Origin of the sequence: Polynucleobacter sp. (assembly GCF_040400325.1) — a bacterium.
In the GTDB taxonomy this organism is placed as follows: domain Bacteria; phylum Pseudomonadota; class Gammaproteobacteria; order Burkholderiales; family Burkholderiaceae; genus Polynucleobacter.
In genome coordinates this window covers 484,821-510,532 of sequence record NZ_JBBAQK010000001.1, presented here as the reverse complement: position 1 = coordinate 510,532, position 25,712 = coordinate 484,821, and the positions used below count along the sequence as shown (strand labels likewise).

At 44.9% G+C, this 25,712-nt stretch carries 26 protein-coding genes; 12 read left to right on the top strand and 14 right to left on the bottom strand.

The annotated features are described in order from the left end of the window. Positions 1-2: 2 nt before the first annotated feature. From ABWP14_RS02485 to ABWP14_RS02475, 3 genes are all read left to right on the top strand, one after another. Positions 3-2,462 (top strand): penicillin acylase family protein, encoded by a 2,460-nt coding sequence (locus tag ABWP14_RS02485; protein WP_353201384.1) that lies wholly within the window; start codon positions 3-5, stop codon positions 2,460-2,462. A 67-nt stretch (positions 2,463-2,529) separates the two neighbouring features. Then, positions 2,530-2,970: a surface-adhesin E family protein gene (locus tag ABWP14_RS02480; RefSeq protein ID WP_353201383.1), complete on the top strand. Its 441-nt coding sequence runs from the start codon at positions 2,530-2,532 to the stop codon at positions 2,968-2,970. Next, on the top strand, positions 2,948-3,340 hold the full coding sequence (locus ABWP14_RS02475; RefSeq protein WP_353201382.1) for a hypothetical protein: 393 nt from the start codon (positions 2,948-2,950) through the stop codon (positions 3,338-3,340). The genes ABWP14_RS02480 and ABWP14_RS02475 overlap by 23 nt, the downstream gene beginning before the upstream one ends. Positions 3,341-3,391: 51 nt before the next feature. Here the strand turns inward: ABWP14_RS02475 and soxA are convergent, their stop codons facing one another. From soxA to ABWP14_RS02445, 6 genes are read right to left on the bottom strand one after another with little or no spacing between them, the layout of a single operon-like run. After that, positions 3,392-4,180, bottom strand: a complete 789-nt coding sequence (gene soxA, locus ABWP14_RS02470) for a sulfur oxidation c-type cytochrome SoxA (protein WP_353201381.1) — start codon at positions 4,178-4,180, stop codon at positions 3,392-3,394. Further along, the gene (locus ABWP14_RS02465; RefSeq protein WP_353201380.1) at positions 4,177-4,506 is read right to left on the bottom strand and encodes a thiosulfate oxidation carrier complex protein SoxZ; all 330 of its coding nucleotides are present in this window, start codon (positions 4,504-4,506) and stop codon (positions 4,177-4,179) included. Before ABWP14_RS02465 ends, soxA begins: the two co-directional genes overlap by 4 nt. After that, positions 4,503-4,991, bottom strand: a complete 489-nt coding sequence (locus tag ABWP14_RS02460; protein WP_353201379.1) for a SoxY-related AACIE arm protein — start codon at positions 4,989-4,991, stop codon at positions 4,503-4,505. Before ABWP14_RS02460 ends, ABWP14_RS02465 begins: the two co-directional genes overlap by 4 nt. Then, the gene (gene soxX / locus ABWP14_RS02455; RefSeq protein ID WP_353201378.1) at positions 4,988-5,434 is read right to left on the bottom strand and encodes a sulfur oxidation c-type cytochrome SoxX; all 447 of its coding nucleotides are present in this window, start codon (positions 5,432-5,434) and stop codon (positions 4,988-4,990) included. The genes ABWP14_RS02460 and soxX overlap by 4 nt, the downstream gene beginning before the upstream one ends. 24 nt (positions 5,435-5,458) lie before the next feature. Further along, positions 5,459-7,675: a xanthine dehydrogenase family protein molybdopterin-binding subunit gene (locus tag ABWP14_RS02450; RefSeq protein ID WP_353201377.1), complete on the bottom strand. Its 2,217-nt coding sequence runs from the start codon at positions 7,673-7,675 to the stop codon at positions 5,459-5,461. Positions 7,676-7,685: 10 nt separating this feature from the next. After that, positions 7,686-8,135, bottom strand: coding sequence for a (2Fe-2S)-binding protein (locus tag ABWP14_RS02445; RefSeq protein WP_353201376.1), 450 nt, complete (start codon positions 8,133-8,135; stop codon positions 7,686-7,688). 147 nt (positions 8,136-8,282) lie between these two features. Here ABWP14_RS02445 and ABWP14_RS02440 point away from each other — a divergent pair, with 147 nt between their 5' ends. The 7 genes from ABWP14_RS02440 to ABWP14_RS02410 are packed head-to-tail and all read left to right on the top strand — an operon-like array spanning position 8,283 to position 15,363. Further along, positions 8,283-8,630 carry a CidA/LrgA family protein gene (locus tag ABWP14_RS02440; protein WP_353201375.1) on the top strand — a complete coding sequence of 116 codons (348 nt, stop codon included), beginning with the start codon at positions 8,283-8,285 and terminating at the stop codon, positions 8,628-8,630. Further along, entirely contained in the window at positions 8,623-9,351 is a 729-nt protein-coding gene (locus tag ABWP14_RS02435) for an LrgB family protein (RefSeq protein WP_353201374.1), read from the top strand. The genes ABWP14_RS02440 and ABWP14_RS02435 overlap by 8 nt, the downstream gene beginning before the upstream one ends. Before the next feature lie 49 nt (positions 9,352-9,400). Further along, positions 9,401-10,537 (top strand): M20 family metallopeptidase, encoded by a 1,137-nt coding sequence (locus ABWP14_RS02430; RefSeq protein ID WP_353201373.1) that lies wholly within the window; start codon positions 9,401-9,403, stop codon positions 10,535-10,537. 21 nt (positions 10,538-10,558) lie between these two features. Then, positions 10,559-11,920 (top strand): omega-aminotransferase AptA, encoded by a 1,362-nt coding sequence (aptA, locus tag ABWP14_RS02425; RefSeq protein WP_353201372.1) that lies wholly within the window; start codon positions 10,559-10,561, stop codon positions 11,918-11,920. Positions 11,921-11,922: 2 nt separating this feature from the next. Then, positions 11,923-13,182 carry a Zn-dependent hydrolase gene (locus ABWP14_RS02420; protein WP_353201371.1) on the top strand — a complete coding sequence of 420 codons (1,260 nt, stop codon included), beginning with the start codon at positions 11,923-11,925 and terminating at the stop codon, positions 13,180-13,182. A 17-nt stretch (positions 13,183-13,199) separates the two neighbouring features. Continuing rightward, a complete protein-coding gene (locus ABWP14_RS02415) occupies positions 13,200-14,714 on the top strand; it encodes a M81 family metallopeptidase (RefSeq protein ID WP_353201370.1) in 1,515 nt (504 codons plus the stop codon). A 22-nt stretch (positions 14,715-14,736) separates the two neighbouring features. Continuing rightward, the gene (locus tag ABWP14_RS02410; protein WP_353201369.1) at positions 14,737-15,363 is read left to right on the top strand and encodes a LysE family translocator; all 627 of its coding nucleotides are present in this window, start codon (positions 14,737-14,739) and stop codon (positions 15,361-15,363) included. Positions 15,364-15,367: 4 nt separating this feature from the next. Here ABWP14_RS02410 and ABWP14_RS02405 read toward each other — a convergent pair whose 3' ends face one another. The 6 genes from ABWP14_RS02405 to ABWP14_RS02380 form a co-directional block, all read right to left on the bottom strand. Further along, the gene (locus ABWP14_RS02405) at positions 15,368-16,351 is read right to left on the bottom strand and encodes an ABC transporter ATP-binding protein (RefSeq protein WP_353201368.1); all 984 of its coding nucleotides are present in this window, start codon (positions 16,349-16,351) and stop codon (positions 15,368-15,370) included. Continuing rightward, positions 16,348-17,349, bottom strand: coding sequence for an ABC transporter ATP-binding protein (locus tag ABWP14_RS02400; RefSeq protein ID WP_353201367.1), 1,002 nt, complete (start codon positions 17,347-17,349; stop codon positions 16,348-16,350). The genes ABWP14_RS02405 and ABWP14_RS02400 overlap by 4 nt, the downstream gene beginning before the upstream one ends. Positions 17,350-17,352: 3 nt before the next feature. Next, entirely contained in the window at positions 17,353-18,255 is a 903-nt protein-coding gene (locus ABWP14_RS02395; protein ID WP_353201366.1) for an ABC transporter permease, read from the bottom strand. 5 nt (positions 18,256-18,260) lie between these two features. Beyond that, on the bottom strand, positions 18,261-19,202 hold the full coding sequence (locus tag ABWP14_RS02390) for an ABC transporter permease (RefSeq protein WP_353201365.1): 942 nt from the start codon (positions 19,200-19,202) through the stop codon (positions 18,261-18,263). A 34-nt stretch (positions 19,203-19,236) separates the two neighbouring features. Continuing rightward, positions 19,237-20,838 carry an ABC transporter substrate-binding protein gene (locus ABWP14_RS02385; RefSeq protein WP_353201364.1) on the bottom strand — a complete coding sequence of 534 codons (1,602 nt, stop codon included), beginning with the start codon at positions 20,836-20,838 and terminating at the stop codon, positions 19,237-19,239. Positions 20,839-20,962: 124 nt separating this feature from the next. Next, entirely contained in the window at positions 20,963-22,324 is a 1,362-nt protein-coding gene (locus ABWP14_RS02380) for an amidase (protein WP_353201363.1), read from the bottom strand. Between the two features lie 132 nt (positions 22,325-22,456). On the opposite strand from ABWP14_RS02380, the gene ABWP14_RS02375 reads away from it, so the two are divergent. Together ABWP14_RS02375 and ABWP14_RS02370 are read left to right on the top strand one after the other, a co-directional pair. Next, complete coding sequence (locus ABWP14_RS02375; protein ID WP_353201362.1) at positions 22,457-23,437, top strand: Bug family tripartite tricarboxylate transporter substrate binding protein; 981 nt, start codon at positions 22,457-22,459, stop codon at positions 23,435-23,437. Positions 23,438-23,476: 39 nt separating this feature from the next. Next, positions 23,477-25,066, top strand: coding sequence for a gamma-glutamyltransferase family protein (locus tag ABWP14_RS02370; RefSeq protein WP_353201361.1), 1,590 nt, complete (start codon positions 23,477-23,479; stop codon positions 25,064-25,066). 5 nt (positions 25,067-25,071) lie between these two features. Here the strand turns inward: ABWP14_RS02370 and ABWP14_RS02365 are convergent, their stop codons facing one another. After that, positions 25,072-25,392, bottom strand: a complete 321-nt coding sequence (locus ABWP14_RS02365) for a type II toxin-antitoxin system PemK/MazF family toxin (protein ID WP_353201360.1) — start codon at positions 25,390-25,392, stop codon at positions 25,072-25,074. 5 nt (positions 25,393-25,397) lie between these two features. Continuing rightward, complete coding sequence (locus ABWP14_RS02360; RefSeq protein ID WP_353201359.1) at positions 25,398-25,688, bottom strand: AbrB/MazE/SpoVT family DNA-binding domain-containing protein; 291 nt, start codon at positions 25,686-25,688, stop codon at positions 25,398-25,400. Positions 25,689-25,712 lie beyond the last annotated feature (24 nt).

The following is a 25,712-nucleotide window of genomic DNA, read 5'->3' as shown; positions in this document are numbered from 1 at the left end:
ACATGAAATCTCAAGGCAAAACAAGTAGGCTGGCTAAGCCCTTACGGCTTCTTTTGTGGCTCACTTCTGCCGTTTTGCTAGCTACAGTAGTGCTTGTCATTTCATATTACTTTTCTGCCCAAACAGCAATCTCCGGTAAGCACCAGATCAAGAATCTAGGAGATTCGGTAACAATTACTTTTGATCAGAGTGCAATTCCTCATATCAAAGCCAATAGTCCAGCTGATGCCCTCTTTGCCTTGGGTTATCTGCATGCTACTGAACGTTCATGGCAGCTGGAAATGAACCGGCGCATTGGTAGTGGACGCCTCTCTGAAATTTTGGGCAAAAATACCGTATCAATTGATCGTTTCATTCGCACCTTAGGAATCAAGCGTGCTGCTGAACGTCAATATGATCGCTACCCCGCTGCTGCAAAGCATTTACTGCAATCGTATGCAGATGGAGTGAATGCCGGTAATGCACAACTTGGATGGGCTCTACCCATTGAATATTTTTTGAGTGGCTCAAAGCCAGGGCATTGGTCACCTACTGATAGCGTTGCTTGGATGCTCATGATGGCCTACGATCTAGGCGGAAATTGGCAAAAGGAATTGCAGCGTCTAGAACTATCACAATTTTTAAGCACCAAGCAAGTTTGGGAGGTGATTCCACTTCATAATCAAAATGAAATACTGACCAATCTTGATTTTGCAAAAATGTATCGAGATTTAAATGTTTTTAATCCCAAAACTGGCCCGGCCGAAGGTAAGTCCAAAGATTTACCTGCAACTGAACTGGCAATGCACGAGTTACCAGGCGGTAAGGATGGCCTAGGTTCCAATAACTGGGCCCTCAGCGGAAAACTGACTGCAAGTGGAAAACCGCTACTAGCAAACGATCCTCATCTTGGTCTCTCTGCGCCTGCCATTTGGTACTTCGCACATATTGATGCCCCTGGCATGAATGTCATTGGTGCAACTCTTCCTGGTATTCCTGGAGTCGTTTTAGGCAGAACCGATCAATACGCTTGGAGTTTCACGAATACCGGACCCGATGTTCAAGACCTATATATAGAGCAAATTGATCCCAAAAATCCAGGTATGTATCGCGGCCCAGATGGGCCCTTAGCTTTCAAGGTTCGACAAGAAATCATTGACATCAAAGGTGCACCTTCTCTTACTTTTCTTGTCAAAGAAACCAGGCATGGCCCCGTTATCTCTGATTCCTATGCGCGGGCTAAACGGACAATTGATACAAATCACTTCGCCCTGGCTCTTCGCTGGACCGCACTCGATATTCAGAATCAATCTGTCGCTGGCCTCTTAGATTTAAATCAAGCAAGTACGCTAGATGCTTTTAAAAAATCATTGTCAAAAAATTATGCGCCGATGCAAAACGTCATCATGGCTGATATCGATGGAAATATTTCTTATCAGACTGCAGGTGTAGCTCCAAAAAGGACATTAAATCAGGGGCTTTATGGCGTAGCCCCCGCAATTGGGTGGGAGCGACAGTATGACTGGACTGCATATATACCGTTCGACCAACTACCATCGAGCTCCAATCCTGAACAAGGTTGGTTAGCAACAGCCAATCAAAAGATCATTGCTAGCAATAACCCCAATCCACTCACGGGTGACTGGGATTTGCCTACCCGCTATGACCGTATTGTTGATCTGATTAAATCAAAGAGCAGCCACAATCTAGAGTCAATGAAGGCTATGCAAGCAGATACCCTCTCATTAGGCGCGACTCCTTTATTAGAATTATTCAAATCAAGTAAACCCAGCCATCCCTTGGGCGTTCAAGCTTTAGAGATCAGCAAAAATTTTAATGGTGATATGAAAGTCGATAGCGCTGCTGCACTCATTTTTAATGCCTGGGCTGATCAACTGACACGCAACCTCTTTTCTAGATTGAGTTATTTATTCACTGAAAATTATGGTGCTCGTCATTTCAGACTCCCACTCATCACTCAATTACAAAACCCAAATAGCCCCTGGTGCGATGACCCGAAATCTGCTGCAGTCGAAACATGTCAAGAGTCCTCTAATAAAGCATTTGGTAAAGCGCTTGAATACTTGAGTGGTAAATACGGCACAGATCCTAGTAAATGGTCTTGGGGTAATGCCCATACTGCAATTTCTGAGCATCGTCCCTTAACTAAAGTACCTTTTTTAGGCTCACTCTTTAACCTCAAGACTCCATTTGCTGGAGATAGCTTTTCGATTAATGTGGGGAGATTACAGTTGTTAAGATCGACTAATCCTTATGAGACTGTGCAAGCAGCGAGTCTACGTACCGTCTATGACTTATCTGATTTAGAGAAATCGGTATTTATTTATCAAACTGGACAATCTGGCTGGGTGCAAAGCGCCATGTATCGGAATATGAACCCTGTTTGGGCAAAAAATGAGTATTTACCGCTACAAATGAAACCAGAAAACATCACTCGGCAGCTTGAACTAATAGCTAAATAAGGAAATATCAGTGTAGGGCGTTTAGAATGAAGGTATATAGAATATCTCCCCATAGGAAATCAGATCCATGAAGAAAAGTATCGCCCACCTCTCTATCGCCGTACTCTCTCTTTCCTTAACAGGGAATGTTTTGGCGGCGTGGCAAGAAATTGGTCAAAATGAGCAAACCGTTGTCCTAGTAGACGTCACCACATTAAAGCTGGATGGCGATAAAGCTCAAATCATGTCTATGCTGAGCTTTAAGAAAACTGGTAAGGATCCAAAAACGGATGAATTTGTAAACTCGATTGTGGGGCTAAATGAATATGATTGCAGCTCCGTACAATATCGCCCATTAGAAGTCAAAATGTATCCGAGTAGGGACGGTAAAGATCTTAAAGTTCCCCCTACTGTCGTTAAAAAACCTTACATCTTTGAGTCTGTAAAAACACCTGATAGTGCATTTGAACCTGTTGAAAATGGGTCATGGGCTGCAGGAGTATTTAATGTTGCGTGCCGTAGTAAGTAGATTTAATCATTCTTCGCTATCTGCCCTCGAATTGGGGGCACTACTCATTTTCACCTTATTACTCAACGCCTGTGCTGCACCATTAGCAGCTTTAGGCAGTATGGGAACTGCCTCTGCCAGTACGGCTGGTTCTGCAGCTACCACAGCAGCCGTTGCTAATCCTGCTACAGCTGCAAGTGTGGCTTCTACTGTGACCACTGGTAAATCTCCCTTAGAACATGCCACTTCCGCCGCAACTAAGAAAGACTGTAGTTTGTTTAATCTAGTTGGGGGAAAAGCGATATGTGTAGATATTGCAATGCCTGGCATTACGGATAAAAGCGAACTCTATTGGGGCCCAGCAGATCTTGCACCGCTGAATGCAAAGTAGCAATCAGAATTTTGAGAGGTCTTGTCTGACTAAGTTTTATAAGATCACTCATTAGGGTCTTACCCCAGGAGACTCCATCGGCATACCCCGTGCACGCCACATTAAAAATAATTCAAGCTGGGCCATCTCTGTTGATCCATACTCAAATTGCTGAGCTCGCACCCCACTCATGCAGTTACGTAAACGCCGCTGTAAAGATCCCAAGGTTTGCCATTCCAAGCGATAAATAGGATAGGCATTGGGGTGACCTTGGGGAATCAAACTCCCTCCCAACTTAAGCCCTGCTCTGTCCTCATGACATTGAGCGCAAGATAAATTGAGTTGTCCCATTCTTTGGTTAAACCAATCGCGCCCCTTTTGTAAAGATTCTTGATTAGCTGGTGTTTCTTTTACTGCAATCGGCATACCTTTTGATTGGCTAGCAATCAGGGCAGTTAATGCTAAGAGCTCTTTACTTTCATAGCTAAGCTTTGCTGTGCCTTGTCGATTCTCTCGACATTGATTGATTTGACCTTCCAGGGTTTGTAATTTTCCATTGATTATTTTTGGAAATTTGGTCGCGACACCTCGCATCGACTTTTTGACATCACCATGACAGCTTAGACAACTCTTATTCTTAGTGCCTAGCTGTGTATTCCATAAGCTTTCACCATCTCCCACCCAAAACAATGCAGGATTTAAGCTAGGGTCGTCTTGCATAGCCTTGTTCTCGGCCGACATGAGTTCATAGCTTGATTGTTGCTTTTTGGAATGGGCATCTGTTGCTGCAAATACTGCTGGTGAGGTAAATAGCAGAGCGCAATAGGCGCCTAAGAGGTAAAGGGCTAGTTGCTGTTTCACGAAACCGTAATTCGTGCCCGATTCACTGCCTCATAACCATCATCCCCTACCCACTTAAACTCTAGCTCACCACTTTCTACTGCAACCGTCGTGAAGATGATTAATGGATTAGCGCCAATGCCAGCATAGAAATCGGCCTTGAACACTTCTACATTGTTATAAGTGCAAGTAAATACACGGATGATATCGCGGGGTATGAGTTTTCCACTCTCGGTATATCGAAAACCAGACTCCATATCATGTTGTGCAATTGCCCGAATCTCAATGATGGAACCCTTCTTTGCCTGTGCAGGAACTGTAAGAGAGGTGCGTGATGTTTTACTCATACCATCTCCGTACATGCAGAAAGTGTGACTAAGGTTTCAGCTGAGCCCTGCCAAAAACTCCCGTCATTCATTTGGGCTATAGCCCAGACCAGTTGACTATCGGCAAGCCGCACACGAGTCGTGAGGTTTGCTTTACCAGATCGAGGTGTCAGGTATGCAGTAAAAATATTAGGGACAGGGTTACCTTCGGCCACTATATGAATGGCCTTGACGTAATTATTGGCCGTCATCGGACTCTCAACACTAACTTTTAAGACGACTAAATTACCATTTTCAACTAATGGTGGGATGATCAATTTCACTCGACCCTCATTGATTGTTGCTCCACCAGTAATTGTTTTTATTGCAGCATGTGCATCTTCAGGCTTAGCAAATACTGTTCCAGGGCTAAACCAAACGCCAACTGCGATTAATCCAAGATCTTGGATGCGCCTTAACCACTGACGTCTTTTGATCGTGAAAGGAAGATTAAATTTCATTGTCATTGCATGCTCTGCTTATTAAGACTTGCTAAGAAAGCCACCACATCTTCAATCTCTTGCTCATTCAATATGGATTGGCCAATAAACTTTGGTGCTACACGTTGAAGATTCTGCGCTTTGTAATAGGTCGGCATGATCGTACCAGAATTAAATCGACTAGCATCGATGATTCGTGCCCTTAACTGGGAAGTGGTTAGCCTTCCTGCACTAACGGTCAAGTCCGGTGCTAAATTACCCTGAAAACGCTCTTCAGGAAAAGGGCCGCTATGACACAACAGACATAGTCCTGTTTGACGGCTTGCAACGATTGATCGCCCTCTTACTGAATCGCCTGGTGATGCTGTAAGGGATTCAATCAGTAAATCCCCTCCCGTGGTTTGCGCGTGCACAGAACCAAGACTGAGGATGACTAGTAACAGCGATACTAGTACATACCTCATTCTCATCGTAGCCGTTTCACAGTAATACTGTTAAACCAGCTTAATGCCGCTGTTTTTCAAAGGCACAGTCCGCAAGCGTTTACCTGTTGCACGGTAAAAAGCATTGAGCACTGCTGGTGCTGCTACTGCAATCGTTGGCTCACCTACACCACCCCAGTCCTTGCCACCGCCTTGAATAGTGATGGTTTCAACCTTAGGCATTTGGTAGAGGCGAATGGAGTTAAAGGTGTCGAAGTTCTTCTGTACTACAGCACCTTGTTCGATCGTAATTTCTTCTTCAAATAGCGCTGATAATCCATACATAAATGAACCAGAGACCTGACGAGCAACCTGTGCAGGATTAACAACATAGCCTGGATCAGTCGCGGCAACGATGCGATGAATCTTCACATCGGTACCATTAGTAACAGAAAGCTCACAGGCTGCAGCTACATAACTGCCAAAGGATCGCATTTGAGCAACGCCACGATAAACACCAGGTGCTGCTGGCTTAGTCCAGCCAATCCCATCAGCTACAGCATTCAATACTGCAACTGCACGCGGGAACTCTTTCATGTGTTTACGACGAAACTCGACCGCATCCATGCCAGTAGCTTCTGCCATTTCATCCATAAAGGTTTCAATAAAGATTGCATTTTGATTAACGTTCACGCCTCTCCAGAAACCAGGAGGCACATGCGTATTGCGCATTGCATGATCAACCTTTAAATTGGGGAAACTATACGTAATGGCATGCTCACCCAGAGGCTCCAGTCCCTGGAATGTCACTGGATCTTTACCTTTGTTTGCCGCCACTACTGCAGGCCTAACGGCAGCTAAAATAGATTGCCCCGATAAACGGATATTTAAAGCTGTAACGTTTTTCTGATCATCAATAGCCGCTGTCATCTTGCACATCGTCACCGGGTGATAACGACCCTGAGTCATATCCTCTTCACGAGTCCAGATCAATTTGATTGGCGTACCAGGCATTTGCTTGGCAATATTGACTGCTTGAGTGGTGTAATCTTGAAAAGCACCACGACGACCGAAGCCACCACCCAAGTTGACTTTATAAGCGTTGCATTTTTCAGCAGGCAATCCAGAGGCAGCAATCACTGCCGCCAATGAGGCTTCACCATCTTGGGTTGGTACCCATGCCTCACAGGAATCTGCCGTCCACTTTGCCGTAGCAGTTTGTGGTTCGAGAGTCGCATGATTTAAAAATGGATAGAAGTAAGTTGCCTCGATAGTCTTGGAAGCTCCAGTGATAGCTGCTTTGACATCACCATTGGAATTGTGAACAAAAGTATCTTCTGCATTTAGGCCATCTTCAAGCATCTTCTTTATCGAAGCACTGGATACATTGCCATTCGCGCCGTTATCATAAACAATGTTCACTTGATCTAAAGCAGTTTTGGCTTGCCAAAAAGTATCGGCAACCACTGCTACTGCAGTATCACCTACTTGCACTACTTTCTTAACGCCCTTCATGCTCAAAGCTTTGCTAGCATCGTAGCTCTTAACCTTGCCACCAAATACTGGTGACTCTTTAATGGTGGCCACCAACATACCGGGTAGCTTTAAGTCAATTGCATAAACCTGACGACCAGTAACCTTATCTGCCGTTCCGTCAATTCGATTGACTGATTTACCAATCAGCTTCCAGTCTTTTGGATCCTTTAAAGGAACTTCTTTTGGCACTTCTAACTGAGATGCCGCAACAGCAACCTTACCAAAAGTAGTTTTACGTCCCGAAGGGGTATGAGTAATGACGCTATTCAAAGCTACGCACTCAGAAGCAGGCACATTCCATTGATTGGCTGCCGCTTGAACTAGCATGATTCGCGCTGCCGCACCGCCTTTGCGAACATACTGCTCTGATGTTCGAATGCCTCGGCTGCCACCGGTGGAATAACTACCCCATACTTTATTACGTATGAGATTTTCCGCAGGCGATGGATAGTCATAAGAAACTTTTTTCCAATCACACTCGAGCTCTTCAGCAACCATTTGTGCCAAACCAGTAATCGTGCCTTGACCCATTTCTGAGCGCACAATACGAACGACCACATCATCGTTTGGCTTTACCACCACCCACACGCCAATTTCTGGTGTAACTAGTGGAGTCATGGCAGTCGTGCCAGTTCCAATTGCAGCGTTAGCCGCAGAGTTAAAAGAAAGATCAAAACCAATTGCAAGACCAGTAGCAACAGCACTAGAACCAACAATAAAGTGACGACGGGAAGTATTTGTATTAGTAGTCATTTCGATTCCCTTAGGCTTTGCTGACGGCATGAATGGCTGCACGTACTTCTTGAAAAGTTCCACAACGACAGATATTAGTAATCGCTGCGTCAATTTGTGCGTCAGTCGGTTTTGGGCTATTGCGCAAAAGCGCTGTAGTTGCCATCACCATGCCAGATTGGCAGTAGCCACACTGTGGGACTTGGTTATCAACCCAGGCTTTTTGGACTTTCGAAAGTTGACCATTCTTTTCTAGACTTTCAATCGTTTCAATTTTCTTGCCTTGGGCAGCAGACACCGGAATAGCACAACTACGTAACGCCTGACCATCAAACAGTACCGTACAAGCACCACAAGCACCGATTCCGCAACCATATTTAGTGCCGGTAAGGCCAACCTGCTCACGAATAACCCACAGCAATGGTGTATTGGGATCTACGTCGATCTTGTACTTCTTGCCGTTGATGTTTAAATCGGCCATAAATGCTCTCCTATTGGTTTTTGTAATCTAGAAATTCCTCTACTGAGAATGAATCTCTGCTTTTATACCCTACTGATGTTGTGCTTATCTTAACGATAAATTGAAATATTGCTTTGCAACATAAATAGGGCGCAGTAAGATCAAAGAATGATTTTCGGTCTTGTCCAAATACTGCTTTTTCAAAGTCTTGGTGAATTAGTCTCTCAATTTTTATTACCCTCCCTTCCAGGCCCTGTCATTGGGCTAGTTCTCTTGGTTATATGGCTCGTCATTCGCAAGGGGGTTAATACAGAACTAGCGATGGTGGCAGATGGCTTTAGTCAGCATTTGGGACTTCTTTTCGTGCCAGCTGCTGTTGGCGTGGTGCTGTTTTTGCCTCAGCTTAAAGCCAATGCCTTAGCCATTATTAGTGCATTAGTTGGCAGTGTGGTCTTGACGATTGCAGTAAGTGCCGTGGTGGCGCGCTTACTCAGCAAAAAAACGGTTCATGAGTAAACAACATTCCATTGTTGAAATTTGGGTCTACCTTTCTGGAAGCCCACTATTTGCCCTATTTATTACTCTGGCTGCATACCAGATCGGCCTTACTTTATATCAGAAGAGCAAACAAAACCCTCTAGCCAATCCTGTAGCGATCGCTATTCTTCTGGTGGCCTGCATGATTCAAGTCATAGAAATGCCCTATTCCACCTACTTTGAAGGCGCTCAATTTATTCACTTCTTACTTGGTTCTGCAACGGTCTCTTTAGCCATTCCTATTTACCGGGGCTTACATAGCCTTAAGGGCCGATCTATTCCGCTGGTTTTTTCCTTGGCCGCTGGCGGGCTCATCTCCATTGCTAGTGCAGTAGGCATAGCAACCCTACTTGGCGCCGATTCCAGCATCACTGGTGCGATGTACCCTAAATCAGTCACTGCGCCCATTGCCATGGGTATTGCAGAGCGTATTGGCGTTTCCCCCACCCTTACGGCCATTTTTGCGGTCAGTACCGGAATTCTGGGGGCTATCTTGGCGCCCTTTGTTCTCAATGCCCTTGGCATTAAAGCATGGTGGCAAAGAGGCTTTGCTATTGGGGTAGGTGCCCATGGCATAGGGACTTCTAGAGCCTTTAGCATTCACCCTGAGGCGGGTACCTATGCTAGCTTAGCAATGGGTTTAAATGGTGTGATTAGCGCAGTAGCTATCCCAGTGATTTATCACCTTTTTAACAAGTGACTTACTATACTAAGTTATCAGCAGAAACAAGATAGAGCCTAATCACTCAATGAATATTCCAGACCCAATTCAGTTAACCCAAGATCTCATTCGCTTTAATACAATTAATCCGCCTGGCAACGAGGATGAGCTGTGCGATTACTTAACGCAATTATTAAAGTCTGCTCATTTTGAATTCATGAATGTCGACTTTGCTCCGAGAAGGCGCAGTATCGTGGCACGTATTCCAGGTGCCAAAGGAAAAGCCAATATCTGCTTTACAGGTCACGTAGATGTGGTTCCCCTAGGAGATCGTCAGTGGGACCATGACCCATTTGGTGGTGAGATTCATGATGGCAAGCTTTATGGACGTGGTTCAAGTGATATGAAAAGTGGCATTGCGGCATTTGTGGTGGCCGCCATGCGCACTGCTGAACAATCCAAAAATGGTAATGGAGTCAGCCTGATTATTACTGCAGGCGAAGAGACAGGCTGTGAGGGGGCTTTTTATATAGCAGCCCAAAAACAGGTAATCGATTTCATTAGTCATGTAGGCTGCTTCATTGTTGCTGAGCCTACTGCAAATGAACCCATCATTGGCCATAAAGGGGCTTATTGGTTAAGAGCAAAAGCAGAAGGTATTACAGCTCATGGATCGATGCCCGAAAGAGGAGATAACGCATTCTACAAACTGGCTAAGGGTGCGCTCCTGATGGAATCGTTTCAGTTCGACACCCCGCCCCACGATTTAATGGGCCAAGGGACAATGAATGTCGGTACTGCTAAGGCTGGTCTGAATATCAACTCTGTTCCCGATGCAGCAGAAATGACTCTAGATATTCGCACCGTACCTGGACAAAGTCATAAACACATCTATGGCTGTTTATGCAAAGTACTTGGGCCTAATATCAAGCTAGAAACCATCATGGATGTCGAGGGAATATATACCTCGCCAGACGACCCTTGGATCAAAACCGTCTATGCTCAATGCCAGGCAATTAATGGCATAGAGGCCACCCCTAAGTCGATCTCTTACTTTACTGATGCATCAGCCCTGAAGGGCCTGATTGGCGATCCTCCAACGGTGATCTTAGGCCCAGGGCAGCCAGAAATGGCACATCAAACAAACGAGTTTTGCTATACCGAGAAAATAACCCAATCTACAGCCCTCTTTGAAAGGCTTATCATTGATTGGCAGCAACATTGATCACCTAGGGGTAAGAACATAATGAAAATTGAGACATCACAATTTAAAGAAACAGAATCATCTGCCAATGCCATCAATATGGATGCCTATTGGATGCCCTACACACCGAATCGTTACTTTAAAAGTAAACCAAAGATTATGGTGGCCGCTAAAGGTGTTTATTACACGGATGATCATGGCCGTAAATTATTTGATGGCGCCTCTGGTCTTTGGACTTCGCCCCTCGGGCATGGTGACCCGCGCATCATTGAAGCTATTCAAAAGCAATATCAAAAAATGGATTATGTTCCTGCCTTTCAAATGGCTGGACCAGAAACATTTCGCCTTGCTGAAAGAATCACTCAGTACGCACCTCCAGGTTTAAATAAAGTATTTTTTGTGAACTCTGGTTCAGAAGCTGTAGATACTTCACTCAAAATTGCCATTGCCTACCATCGGGCTAAGGGTGATGCGAGTCGCGTTCGTTTCATAGGACGTGAACGTGCATATCATGGTGGTTGTATTGGGGGTATCTCAGTTGGCGGGATTCCAACCAATAGAAAATCGTTTGGCTCAATGATGGTGCCTGGTGTTGATCACCTCCCCCATACACTGAATCTTTCTCAGATGGCGTTTTCAAAAGGGATGCCCACTTGGGGAGCCCACTTGGCTGATGACTTAGAGCGCATCGTCATGCTGCATGACGCTAGCAATATTGCCGCTGTTATTTTAGAACCCGTTCAAGGCTCTACTGGTGTGATTGTTCCACCGGTTGGCTACTTGCAAAAAATTCGTGAGATCTGCGACAAACACGGCATTCTTTTGATTTTTGATGAAGTCATTACAGGCTTTGGCCGTTTAGCTGCTAATTTTGGCGCAGAACGTTTTGGCGTAAAACCTGACATGATCACATTTGCTAAAGCCATTACCAATGGCGTCATCCCGATGGGCGGCGTGATTGTTCGTGGAGATATTTATGACACGATCGTCAATGCTGGCGGTCAAGAACAAGCCGTAGAATTTTTCCATGGATTTACCTACTCCGGCCACCCTATTGCGACTGCAGCAGCTCATGCTTCACTAGATATCTTTGAGAACGATGGCATCATGGAAAAAACCAAAGTATTAGAAAAGGTTTTAGAAGAAGGTGCTCATTCATTTAAAGGCATGACTGGAATATTAGACATTCGTAACTGCGGGGTTGCTGCTGGCTTAGATTTAGAGACAATTGCAGGAAAGCCTGGCTTACGAGGTATGCAAGTTCTAGAGAGCTGTATAGAAAATGGCATCTTGGTTCGCATCACTGGAGATACCATCGCACTTGCACCACCCTTCGTTGCCACTCCAACTGAAGTCCAATCTTTCCTTGAGACCTTTGGTAAGGTTCTAAAGAAGGCGTTTTAGTTTTGACTAGCGCAAGTCCATTACGCGATCTTCGAATCCGCGCTGATAGGTTATGTCAATCACTGCTCGAGCTCGCACAAATTGGAGCTACACCAAAGGGTGGAGTTTGCCGACTTGCGCTGACTGATCTTGATAAACAAGGACGTCTGTGGGTGGTAGAAAAAGCCCGTCGTTTAGGTCTTGAGATTACTACCGATCAAATTGGTAATACCTTTATGCGTCGCCCAGGTAAGAATGCACAACTTCCTCCTGTCATGACCGGCAGTCACATCGATACACAGCCTACTGGCGGTAAGTATGATGGCAATTATGGCGTGCTTGCTGGCCTAGAAGTGATTGAGACACTGATTGATCATGAAATAGAAACCGAAGCCCCGATTGAGGTGGTTTTTTGGACAAACGAAGAAGGCTCGCGCTTTACTCCAGTCATGATGGGCTCTGGTGTCTTTGCAGGAGCGGTCACTCTGGAACATGCTTATGGGGCAAGCGATACTGCAGGCAAAAAAGTGAAAGATGAATTGCAACGTATTGGTTTTCTGGGAGAACAAACTCCAGGTGAACATCCGTGTGGCGCATACTTTGAGGCGCATATTGAACAAGGCCCCGTTCTTGAACATCAAGATAAGGTCATTGGGGTGGTGCCTGCTGTCATGGGCTTACGCTGGTTTGATTGCACAGTAAAAGGCTTTGAGGCTCATGCGGGCCCAACACCCATGGATATTCGAATTGACGCCCTACAACATGCGACAAGTATTATGCAAAAGGTAGTGGCCATTGCCAATGAATTTAAGCCGCACGGCAGAGGTACTGTTGGCATGGTTCAAGTTTTTCCAAATAGTAGAAATGTGATTCCTGGCCAAGTTCAATTTTCGATTGATATACGGCATCCAGATTCTGTAATACTGGAAAAGATGACTGCCCTTCTAAAGGACTACATTGCGCAAGTATCGAGTGAGAAATCGATTGCAATCGATTTAAAGGAAGTGTCTTACTTTCCACCCTGTAATTTTGATGCCAACTGCGTTGATACCATTAGGCAGGCAGCCATTGACTTAGGCTACTCACAGATGGATGTGGTGTCGGGAGCTGGGCATGATGCTATCTATATGAATCGTTTGGCTCCTACTGGTATGATTTTCATACCCTGTAAAGATGGTGTTAGCCATAACGAAATTGAAGATGCTAAATCTGAGCATCTCGAAGCCGGAGCCAATGTTCTGCTTCACTCCATGCTGGCATTTGCCAAGCCAGTCACTAACTAATCTATACGGTAGGTCTGATGCAAGAGAAAAAGAGTTTAGGTAAATGGGTCATCGCGCGCTTTCAGCATGAAACCAATACATTCTCGCCTATCCCCACTCCACTAGAGGCATTCAATCCACTCTGGAATCAGGATGCTTATCAAGATCAAGAAAATGCAAGAACGGCAATGGGTGCCTTTATCCAGATTGCCAAAAACGAGAATGTGCAAATTGTGACGCCGGTATGTGCATTTTCTAATCCCAGCGGAACCGTTGATAGAAAAGCATATGAGCGTATTTGTAATAGCATTGTGGACGCTGTTCAACAAGGTTGTGATGCTGTTTTGCTCGATCTGCATGGTGCCATGGTTTCGGAGTTCGCAGTGGACGGTGAAGGTGACCTCTTAAAACGCATTCGCTCGATTGCACCCAATATCCCAGTTGCAGTAGCACTTGATCTACACGCTAATGTCACTCCTGCCATGGTTGAGAACTGTGATGTTATGGTGAGTTTCAAAACTTATCCTCATATTGATATGTATGAAACGGGCCTGCACGCTGGCGAGCTTTTACGAGACATGCTTATGGGGAAAATCAAGCCCTTAATGGCTTATCGTCAAATTCCCTTGCTATCTCATACTCTGAGAAGCAATACCAATGAGGGTGCCATGAAAGCTGCCGTGCAAGCAGCTATCACAATGGAAAAAAAGCCAGGTATTTTAGGAATCTCTATTTTGGCTGGCTTTAGTCTGGCCGACTTTCATGATGCCGGGATGTCTGTAATAGTGGTTGCCGATCAACATCACCCTCACTTTTCTGAACTGGAGAATCAAGTTGCCGATGAACTCCAAGCAATGATTCTGTCCCAAGCAGATGGCTTTATTTATGAGAGCATTCCCATTGAGCAAGCACTCAATACAGCACGTGAACTCGCGAGCTTGACAACACCAGGTCCGGTTTTACTACTAGATCACAGCGATAACGTGATGTCTGGTGGACCTTGTGATACCACCGATATTTTAGAATCTGCCCTTCAATTTGGTTTAAGTAATATAGCGGCTGGACCTATCGCTGACCCAGAGACCGTGCAAAAACTCATTCAGGTCGGACTCCATCAGCCCGTAGACATTGAGCTTGGAAATAAATCTGGCTGGACTTATCGCGGTGTACGCAAACAACCCCTAAAACTTACCGGCGTTGTTAAAGCGATTAGTGATGGCAAGATCAAAGTCACTGGTCCAATATTTAATGGCTCAATTCTCAATATGGGTCCAAGTGTTCTATTTGAAACAAAGGATGCCCAAATTGTGATTAGCTCAGAACGGGTTGAACCTTATGACATTGCTGTCATGACTAGCCTTGGTGTTGATCTGCAATCTAAAACCTATGTGCTGCTCAAGTCCAGAATGTATTGTCGACCTGTTTTTTTCCCATTCAGCAAAGGCTTTGTTGAGTGTGACTCTGATCAAGGCGGCCCTACAAGCTCTAACTATGATTGGTTTGATATTCAGCACATTAGGCGTCCGATATACCCACTAGATCTGAAAATCTAGCCTAATTTATACGGTATTGAACATGCTATCTATTTTTAGCTTCAATGAATTCATTGCTCTGATCTTTTTTTGTGCAGCGATGACCTTCTCTCCTGGTCCAAACACAATGCTCACAACTGCCATCGCGACTAATGAGGGATTACGACGCACACTCCCTTTTGCCTGCGCTGTGCCATTTGGATGGCTGATGATTATGCTTGCCTGCGGCTTTGGTATTGGCGCTTTAGTCGCTGAAATCCCCAGTATTCGTCTTGGCATCAAAATCTTGGGTTGCGCCTATTTAATTTGGTTAGCCCTAAAGCTTTGTAAAAGTAAGCAGCTTCATGAAGTCAATCCCGCTAGGCTAAACATGGGGTTCATCAAAGGCGTATTCATTCAATTTCTGAATATCAAAGTTTGGCTATTGGCCGTTACCATCATGGGCTCTTGGATTATTTATGCAGAAGGCCAGCCGAGCACCAATCCGGACGAACGCCTGATGTTAGCTTGTGCGGTAGTCATGTTCTTTGCGTTTGTTAGCAATATGAGCTACGCCCTAGCTGGAGCTCTTTTTAAGACCTGGCTTGGCACGGGCAAACGTCTTGTTGTATTTAACTACTTCTTAGCCGCGCTGTTGATCGCTACTGCTATTTGGACATTAAGTATTTAACTGACTAGGTATTTAATTTAAAGTGGCAAGCAACAAAATGTCCAGGCGAAGTCTCTTCTAATTTAGGCTCTTCTACCTTGCAACGCTCTTGAGCATAAATGCAGCGGGTATGGAAATGACAGCCACTTGGTCGATTGATTGGACTTGGGACATCACCGCCCAGCACAATTTGCTTACGCTGATGCTTAGGGTCGGGAATAGGTACTGCTGAGAGCAAGGCTTCTGTATAAGGATGAGATGGGCGATTAAATAGATCTGCTGTTTCTGCTAGCTCAACAATGCGTCCTAAATACATCACTGCAATACGATGACTAATATGCTTTACCACTGCCAAGTCATGGGCGATGAATAGATAGGAGACACCGAATTCTTTTTGTAAATCACCCAGAAGATTAATCACTTGAGCCTGAACCGATACATCCAATGCGGATACTGGCTCATCACACATGATGAGCTTAGGTTTAACTGATAGTGCTCTAGCTATACCTAAACGTTGGCGCTGTCCACCTGAGAATTCATGCGGGTAACGCAACATTTGATCGGGACGCAAACCTACCAAGGCAAAAAGTTCGCGTACCCTCTCTCGGCCTTCGGCTTGGGAGAGTTTCTCAAAGTTCCTCAAAGGCTCCGAAACAATGTCCGCTGCTCGCATACGCGGATTTAAAGAAGAGTACGGATCTTGAAATACTGCTTGAATTTCTTTTCTGTAGGGGCGAATTTGGGATCTTGTCAGTTGATCAATTCGTTCGCCCTTCCAATAGATCTTACCTGCGCTGGGATCCATTAGACGAAGAATTGTGCGTCCAACAGAGGATTTTCCACAGCCACTTTCCCCAACCAATCCCAGTGTCTCACCTTCATATATCGAAAAGCTGACTCCATCAACTGCATGTACATAGCCAGAAATTCGACTGAGGATCCCTTTACGTATAGGATAGTGTTTGCATAAATTTTTAAGCTCTAAAAGCTTATTTGCAGTCTTACTCATACACTAGCCTTGACCAAAACAGGGTTCCAGCATGCCACCCAATGCTGATCACCGCAATCTTTGAGTACTGGAGACTCCTGGGTACAGCGCTCAGTCGCAGATGAACAGCGCGGAGCAAAAGCACAACCCACAATCTCGGTTCGCATTGAAGGAACCATTCCCGGAATCTCTACTAAGCGCTTTGATGCAGCATCATCTAAGCGTGGCATAGAGTTTAAAAGACCCAGGGTGTATGGGTGCATAGGCTTTTCAAACAAATCGAATACGTTAGCTTCTTCAACCTTACGACCGGCATACATCACCACCACACGTTGAGCCATTTCTGCAACAACACCCAAGTCGTGGGTGATCAAAATAATCGCCGCCCTAGTCCGATCTCTGAGTTCGCGCATTAAATTAAGAATTTGTGCCTGAATCGTGACATCTAAAGCTGTTGTAGGCTCGTCTGCGATCAAAATTTCAGGATCACAAGCCAAAGCCATGGCAATCATGATGCGCTGGCGCATACCACCTGAAAGTTGATGAGGATATTCGTCAATCCGACTTTCTGGTTCAGGAATATTGACCATCTTCAGTAGCTCGAGGATCCGGGTGCGGACTTCCTCTTTGGTGCACTGACGATGTAACTCTAGAACTTCTCCTATTTGTCTACCAATAGTGAGTACTGGATTTAGAGAGGTCATCGGCTCTTGGAAGATCATGGAGATCTTATCGCCGCGTATATCGCGCATCTGTTCGTCTGAGAAGCCCAATAAATCTTCACCATGAAATTTGATCGAACCAGAAACAATCTTCCCTGGAGGAGATGCAATTAAACGCAGAATTGATAAAGAGGTAACACTTTTACCGCACCCTGATTCGCCGACGATTGCTAGTGTCTCACCTTCAGATACAGAGAAAGAAACGCCATCAACCGAACGCACAACACCATCACGCGTATAAAAATAAGTACGTAAATCATTCACTTCTAAAATCGGTTTTCCAGTGGTTTGACTCATCGCCTACATTCTCCTGGATAAGCGAGGATCTAAAGCATCGCGCAAGCCATCACCCAAATAGTTCACTGCCAAGACTGTTGCCGACAGAAAAATAGAAGGAAACAAAATTAGATAGCCAGCAATCTGAAACAAGCTGCGTGACTCAGCCATAATATTTCCCCAGCTAGGAATATTGGGCGGCGTTCCAGCGCCAATAAAAGATAATATTGCCTCAGTAATCATTGCAGAAGCACAGATGTAAGTTGCTTGAACCAGCAATGGCGCGGCAATATTAGGAAGAATATGTCGTAATAAAGTTTTGATCAAGGGCGTTCCAGATGCAGCCGCGGCTTCAACATAGGGTTGCTCTCGTAAACTTAAAACTAAACTACGGACTAGACGCACGACTCTAGGCACCTCTGCCAAGGTAATCGCAAGGATGACATTCTCAATACTTGCCTTGGTTAAGGCCATCAAAGCAATCGCTAGCAAAATAGAGGGGATCGACATCAATCCATCCATGATCCGCATCACAATCGGATCCAACCACCTAACAAAACCGGTTATCAATCCGATGGCCATGCCGATCGCTGTACTTAAAAAAGCTACTGCAATTCCTACCGTCAGAGATACACGTGTTCCATACATTACCCGACTGTAAACATCTCGCCCTAGTGCATCAGTGCCAAACCAATTCTCCCAACTTGGAGGCTTCAAGCGATTCAAAGGAGTGACCGCTTGTGGATCTACTGTAGCCAAATAAGGGGCAAATATGGCAATAAAGCTCATCAAGATTAAGGTTGCAGCTCCAATGACGGCAAAGGGATAGCGTTTGTAAAGAGCTGGTAATTTCTCTTTAAAAAAATGACTCACTCTAAAGAGTCTTCCCGACCAATCGGCGGAGTTCAGGCTTGAATGATTGCTCATGCTCATTAGTAGCGAATGCGCGGATCAAAAAAGACGTATGACAGATCAATCACAAGATTGATAATCACATAGGTCGCTGAAAAAATCAGAATGACCCCCTGAATAATAGGATAGTCACGACGCAAAATGGCATCAACGGTCAATCTTCCAATTCCAGGTATAGCAAATACCGTTTCAGTAACTACCGCACCGGAGATCAATAAACCAATGCCAATACCAATCACCGTAATAATAGGTACAGCCGCATTTTTAAGAGCGTGATGAATCATAATATCTCGCTCTTTCAATCCCTTTGCCTGAGCTGTACGAATATAGTCTTGGGACAAAACATCCAAAACGCTGGCACGAGTAATGCGGGCTATCAGAGCTGCATACACTGTTCCTAAGGCCAAGCTAGGCAAAATTAAATGGCGGAACCAAGGCCAAAGACCCTCACTGATCGGTCGATAACCTTGTACTGGCAACCACTGTAATTGCAATGAAAAAAGTAGGATCAATAGATAAGCAAGCACAAAGACCGGCAAAGAAAATCCAAGTACCGAAAATCCCATGATGGCGTGATCTAACTTGCTCTCTGCACGGGCTGCTGCAATAGCGCCCAAAGGCACAGAAGTCACAATAGCCACAATTAAGGTACAAATGGTTAAGGATAAGGTGGGCTCTACCCTCTGAGAAATTAACTTAGATACGGGCAGATTATTAAAAATAGAGGTGCCTAAGTCACCATGAAGAAGGGCCCAAACCCAATTACCAAATCTGACTAAAAAAGGTTGATCCAATCCTAAGGATTGACGAATGCGCGCGATATCTTCTGCGGTGGCAACATCCCCTGCAATCACTGCCGCAGGATCCCCAGGAGTGAGATAGAGCAGTGAAAAAACAAAGAACGCAACGACAGCCATAACAACTATCGTTGCGCCCAAACGCCTTACTATGTATGAAAGCAAAAAATAACCCCTACACTCTTAAACAAAAAGGAAATTATTTTTTCTCCACATTCCAAAGAAATGCCATTGGTGCCACAATGATTCCAGATAAATTAGTGCGATATGCGGTTGGCAAAATAAACTGGGCAGTTGGAACATAAGGCAAGAACTCAAATGCACGTCCCTGCACCGCTTCCGCTGCCTTTTTAGCTGCGCCTGCGTTTGGAGCCTCAAAAAAGGCCTCACGCAATGATTCTATCTTAGGATCTGAAGGCCAACCAAACCAAGCCTTGTCACCATTGCCACGAATTGCAAAGTTCACACCAGGGTTAAGAAGGTCAGGACCAACCAACCATGTATGGAAAATCGACCATCCACCCTTTTCAACTGGTTCTTTAGAAGTACGACGAGTAATTAAGCTACCCCAATCGCCTGCTTGCAACTCTACGTTCAAACCTAATTTACGCAGCAACTCAGTTGTCAAAAGTGACTGAGACTGAACAATAGGCTGATCAGCTGCAGAAATAATGACAATCTTTTCACCCTTGTAACCAGATTCTTTGATCAGCGCTTTAGCTGCCTCGAAGTCACGCTTACCGGTCAATAAAGATGAGCCAACATTGCTCGCCAAGGGTGTGCCACAAGTAAAGTAGGACGCGCAGGGCTTACCGTTATCTGCGCTACCAGCAATCCCTAGTACGTAATCTTGTTGATTTACAACCATCGCTACTGCACGACGCATTTTTTCATTATTAAATGGTGGGTGTAAGAAATTAAAGCGAATCATCCCCATTGAACCTAAGGGATCAATGTTTTCCACCTTCACGCTACTATTTTTAGCAAGGAGCGGAATGAGATCCGGTGGCATCTGTTCCCACCAGTCAGCCTCGCCATTGCCTAAAGCATTAGCAGCAGTAGCTGAATCAGGGATGTAAAGCCACTCTACGCGATCCACTTTTACAACCTTACCACCAGAGGCCCAAGATGGAGCTTCTTTGCGTGGCACATAGTCAGTATTCTTTACATAAACCACTTTGCTGCCAGGAACCCACTCATCCTTAACCATCTTGAACGGACCTGAACCTGTAGGGTCAGTGATATTCGTAAATGCATCGGTCTTTGCAATCCGCTCAGGCATGATGAATGGCACGTTTGAGGAAGGCTTTCCTAGCGCATCCAATACAAATGCAAATGGCTTTTTGAGCTTAAGAACAAATGTTTTGTCATTCGTAGCAGACCAAGACTCGGTAGACTCAGCCATTTTTTGACCAAGGCCATCTCGTTTTGACCAACGGTCAATAGAAGCAATGACGTCAGCAGACTTCACTGGCGCGCCATCATGGAACTTCAATCCATCACGTAATGTAAAGGTATACGTTTTTTTATCAGGGCTGACGGTGAACTTATCAACCATCTGCGGTTTGATATCAAACTTGCTATCCATAGCAAACAAGGTGTCATACACCATATAGCCATGGTTACGAGTGATGTATGCAGTTGTCGCTATGGGATCTAAGAGTTTCAGATCCGCCTGAGCAATAAACTTTAAGGTCTTTTGCTGCTGAGCCTGCGCTGGCAAGGCAATAATAGCGGCACTAAATGCCAAAGCTACAGGAACTACTGCCAAAATTACTGAACGTCTTAATGTATTTATCATATTGTCTCCGTAATAAAACGTACTACAAAACTAACCATTTCAGTCTGTTAACTGCAAACACCAACCCTACAAGGGTGCAATCCCAATGCATCGGTTAATTGCTTCAACTTGGACCCTAACCGCCTCAACTTGGTGCATCTAAGTAAGTTTTTACCATATATATTAGTTTGTGCTCTTGAAACTGTTGGCCCACAAACTGGACTCCCGCCAAACTAGGTGGAGTCAAGCCTAGCCCATGTTTTGCTGAGTAAATAGGCATCCCTATAATAGGCAAGCCTGAGGCACCCATTGCTAGACTGAGTTCTCTCAAGGGCTTAGCCGCCCCAGGGAGTTTGGCTGCCTCAACTGGACCACATGGCGTTAAGGGTAATGCAAGCATATCTACTGAGCTTAGCAAGTTGTCCATGCCTTGACGAAACTGCAGCAACTGCTCATATGCCTTTGTTAGTACTTCGGGCTCAAGAGATACAGAATGCCGAAGCTCCTTCATCACGGGCTTACCTAGATGCTCAGTAAATAGCTCAACTTCCCCACACAACACCTTGAAATCATTTAAAAACTCGATTTGTAAGATAGTCATGGCGCAGTCTGTTGCTGCGGCAAAACTAGGCCAAGTCTGCTCTACAAATGAAACTGCAGGATTAGCCTGCGCATTGTCCATAAATTGGATAAAGACCTTGCGAACCGGCGCCTCAATCCCCTCTAAGAGGCGAGGATCCCACCCAATTTTGATGGATTTGGGGATATTTTCTGGTGTGAGCGGGCTAGATTTAGGAGTAAAAGCGCTACCTAAGAAGTAATCACAATCCTCTAGTGAATTCACCAGAGGACCAACAGCATCTAAAGATCTGGAGCGTGGCACTACCCCATCCAAAGAGAATGACTCGCTTGATGGCCGCAGACCAACGATTCCGCACCAGGCAGCGGGCATCCGAATCGAGCCCCCTGTATCAGAGCCAAGTGCCATCGGCACTATTCCGATTGCTACTGCTCTAGCACTGCCACTCGATGAACCACCCGAGAGACAGCCCTCTAGATGTGGATTAGGGATATTTCCGTAATGGGCATTTTCACCAGTTAATCCTACAGCCCATTCATTCATATTGGCTTTTCCAATCGGAATGGCGCCACGATCAATTAATCCCTGCAAAACGGGAGCATTTTTGCTTGCCTTCTTGGAATATGCCTTGGGACTTCCAGCTGTGGTGACTAAACCAAGCCAATCAATATTATCTTTTACGGCAAAGGGAATGCCGCATAAATTTCCACAATCCTCTCCCCGCTTGATTTTTGCATCAATGGCATCCGCCATTGCCAGCGCACCTTCAACATCCAAGTAAATAAATGTTGGGGAAATGGAAGAATCTAGGGTTTCTTGCTTTGCTAAACTCAAAGCGCGCTCAACTTGTGAGCGAGCTGAACGAGTGCCATTTTTTACTTCGAGAGTAATATTCTTTAATGAAGGCCAATGGTGATAAGGCTGCATAATCAATCCTAATGTTCTTTAGCGCCTAATGAAGTTAAATTTAATACTATCGTACTTTTATTGATATGCCACACTTACCATTTTTTTATACATTTACTTTGCAATCTCCGCAAAGGATCACAAGAGGCTCATATGAATTCTGTTAATCGATTTATCACTGGCGCTTTACTATCTCTCTCCTTGGTCAATTTAGCTTTCAGCGCACCGGAAACGGATTGGCCTAAAAAAACGATTGTTGCAGTGCTCTCTTTTCCTGCTGGCGGCTCTACTGATGTATTTGCCCGCGCCGTGACTGCACCACTTAGTGAAGCCTTGGGTCAATCGGTAATAGTGGAAAACAAACCAGGTGCTGGCGGCATGATTGGTTTAGGTGCTGCTGCAAAAGCAGCGCCCGATGGTTATACCATTCATATTAGTGCCCTCACAAATCAAGCTATTTCTCAAGCGCTCTTTAAAAATCCTCCTGCTGATTTACGCAAGGATTTCATACCAGTTGCCCTGATCGGAACAGTGCCACATTTAATTGTCGTCAATCCCAATGTGCCCGCTAAAAATGTACCAGAACTGATTGCTTTCATTAAGTCTAAAAAGGGAGACTTTAGTTATGCCTCTCAAGGCAATGGCAGCCTCTCTCATCTTGAATCCACTATGTTCATGCAACGTATTGGAGCAACCGGAACACACATCCCTTATAAAGGAAGTAGTTTTGCCCTCCCCGATCTAATCGCCGGCAACACCTTGATGATGTTTGATAGTGTGACTGCATCATTGCCCCATGTCCAAAGTGGCAAGCTACGTCCTATCGCTATTGCTGCTACAGAGCGCTCACCTCTGATACCAAATGTCCCAACCCTTGGCCAAGATGGTATGAAACAATTTGAAGTTGAAAACTTTTTTGCTGTCTATGTACCTAAAAATACTTCGCCAGCTGTAGTGGCAAAATTAGAGCGTGAGATTCGTAAGATTTTGACTAATCCAGATTTCAAGGCACGTATGGCCACACAAGGAATTCATCCTCAATTTGCTAACTCAGAGCAGCTGGCTGAAATTACCAATAAAGAACATGATAAGTGGGAGAAAGTAGTCAAGTCTGCCAATATTAAGGTCGATTAAACGACTGAATTTTTCTTACTTATCTCTTATAAATACTCTATGTTGATATCCCCTCCCTTTGGTGGCGGTCGTGCTCCAGTCCTTGCCAGAAACTCCGTAGCAAGTTCACAACCACTGGCGACTCAAGCCGGTATAGAAGCGCTCCAAAGTGGTGGCAATGCCGTTGATGCCGCACTGGCTACTGCGATCACTCTGACAGTTGTAGAGCCCACCATGAATGGTATTGGTGGTGATGGTTTTGCACTGATTTGGGATGGTAAAAAACTACATGGTTTAAATGCGTCAGGACGTGCTCCTGCTGCTTGGACGCCTGAGTATTTTGCAGGTAAGGCTGCTATGGATTTGATTGGATGGAAAACAGTTACTGTCCCGGGTATGGTGGCTGGATGGATTGAACTATCACGCAAGTTTGGCAAGCTACCATTTGAACAACTCTTCAGGCGTGCAATTGATTACGCAGAAAATGGTTTTCCAGTATCTCCAGTAATTGCACGTCAATGGGGTGAAGCAGTTCCTATTCTCAAAAATGAACCTGGATTTTCTGAATCATTTTTATTAAATGGTAAATCACCTGCTGCAGGTCAGATTTGGAGTTACCCAGAGCAGGCTAAAACTCTGAAAGAGATTGCTGCAACAAAAACAGCCTCTTTTTATAAAGGTCCATTGGCAAAACAAATGGTAGATTTTGCGCAAGCAACGGGTGGTTGCTTTACGATGCAGGACTTTGCCAACTACACAATAGAACGGGTTGAGCCTCTGGCATTTGATTATGGTGAATACACCTTGCATGAGATACCTCCAAATGGTTCTGGTATCGCCGCTCAAATTGCACTGGGCATTTTAGAAGCGGCTAACGTAAAACAATACCCTGCCAATTCTGCAAAACGCATTCATTTGCAAGTCGAGGCAATGCAGATGGCTTTTGCAGATGCCTATGCTTATGTATCTGACTCATCTTCTATGAAGATACCTCCAAGCGCGCTCTTAGATAAAAAATATTTAGCAAGTCGCGCAGCTTTAATTGATCACAACAAGTCAGGATCTTACGGTCCTTGTGACCCTCACTCCGGTGGCACTGTCTATCTTTGCGCTGCAGATGAATCTGGCATGATGATTTCCTATATCCAGTCAAATTTCAAAGGATTTGGTTCGGGAGTGGTAGCACCTGGTGGTATTGCATTTCATAATCGCGGCATGGGCTTTAGCTTAGTTTATGGGCACCCTAATCAAGTGGCCCCAGGTAAACGCCCCTTCCATACAATTATTCCTGCGTTTTTAACCAAGGGAAATCAGCCCGCGATGGCTTTTGGTGTGATGGGCGGCAATATGCAACCTCAAGGTCATGTTCAATTTGTGATGCACTTTGTGGATGACTCCCTTAATCCGCAAGCCTGTTCAGATGCTCCGCGCTGGCGTATTGATGACTTAGGTAAGTTAACTGTTGAAGCAGCGATGCCGCAAAGTATTATTGATGGACTTAAAGCACTCGGCCATGAAGTGGCTATCCAAGCTCCGAATAGCTTGGACTTTGGTAGCGCCCAAGCGATTGCTAGGCTAAGTGAAGATACCGGTACTGCATATATCGCTGGTAGTGATCATCGGCGAGATGGCTTGGCTGCTGGATTTTAAATAAACTAAATTGCGAAAGTCTCTTGCAAAACCGCCAAGCTAGCGTGCAAGGTCTTGGGGTTGGTAGAGCCAATCTTTTTCACTAAACGCGCCTTATCTATTGTCCGAATTTGATCAAGCAAAATAAGTCCCTGCTTTCGTTCGTAGGTAATAGGCACACGAAATGCAGCTGGTCTACCCTTAGTTGTCATTGGCGCAATGATGACTGTACGCAAATAATCATTCATTTCTTGAGGTGAAACTACGACACATGGTCGAGTTTTTTTAATCTCACTACCTTTTGCAGGATCTAAGTTAATTAACCAAATCTCTCCACGAGTAACCATACTCCTTACCAAACCCAATCTCCATCCTGCTCATTATTGAAGTCGCCTAGGACCAAATGATCTTCACCTATATGTGCAATCGCACTGGCATCATTTGCCCAATTTTTTCGAAGAAAGTGTTTTGGTTTGCTTAGAATAATTTTTTCGCCTTCAACTGACATATCAACCTCCTCCTGAATTCCAATTTGCTCAAGGAAGGGCTTTGGAATAACAACCCCCCTTGAGTTACCAATAGCCCTGACCGTAACCTGGATTGATGGGCTTGGATGGGTAAGAGGGCTTATTTTCTTATTCATAGTTATAACGATATTATAACTTAT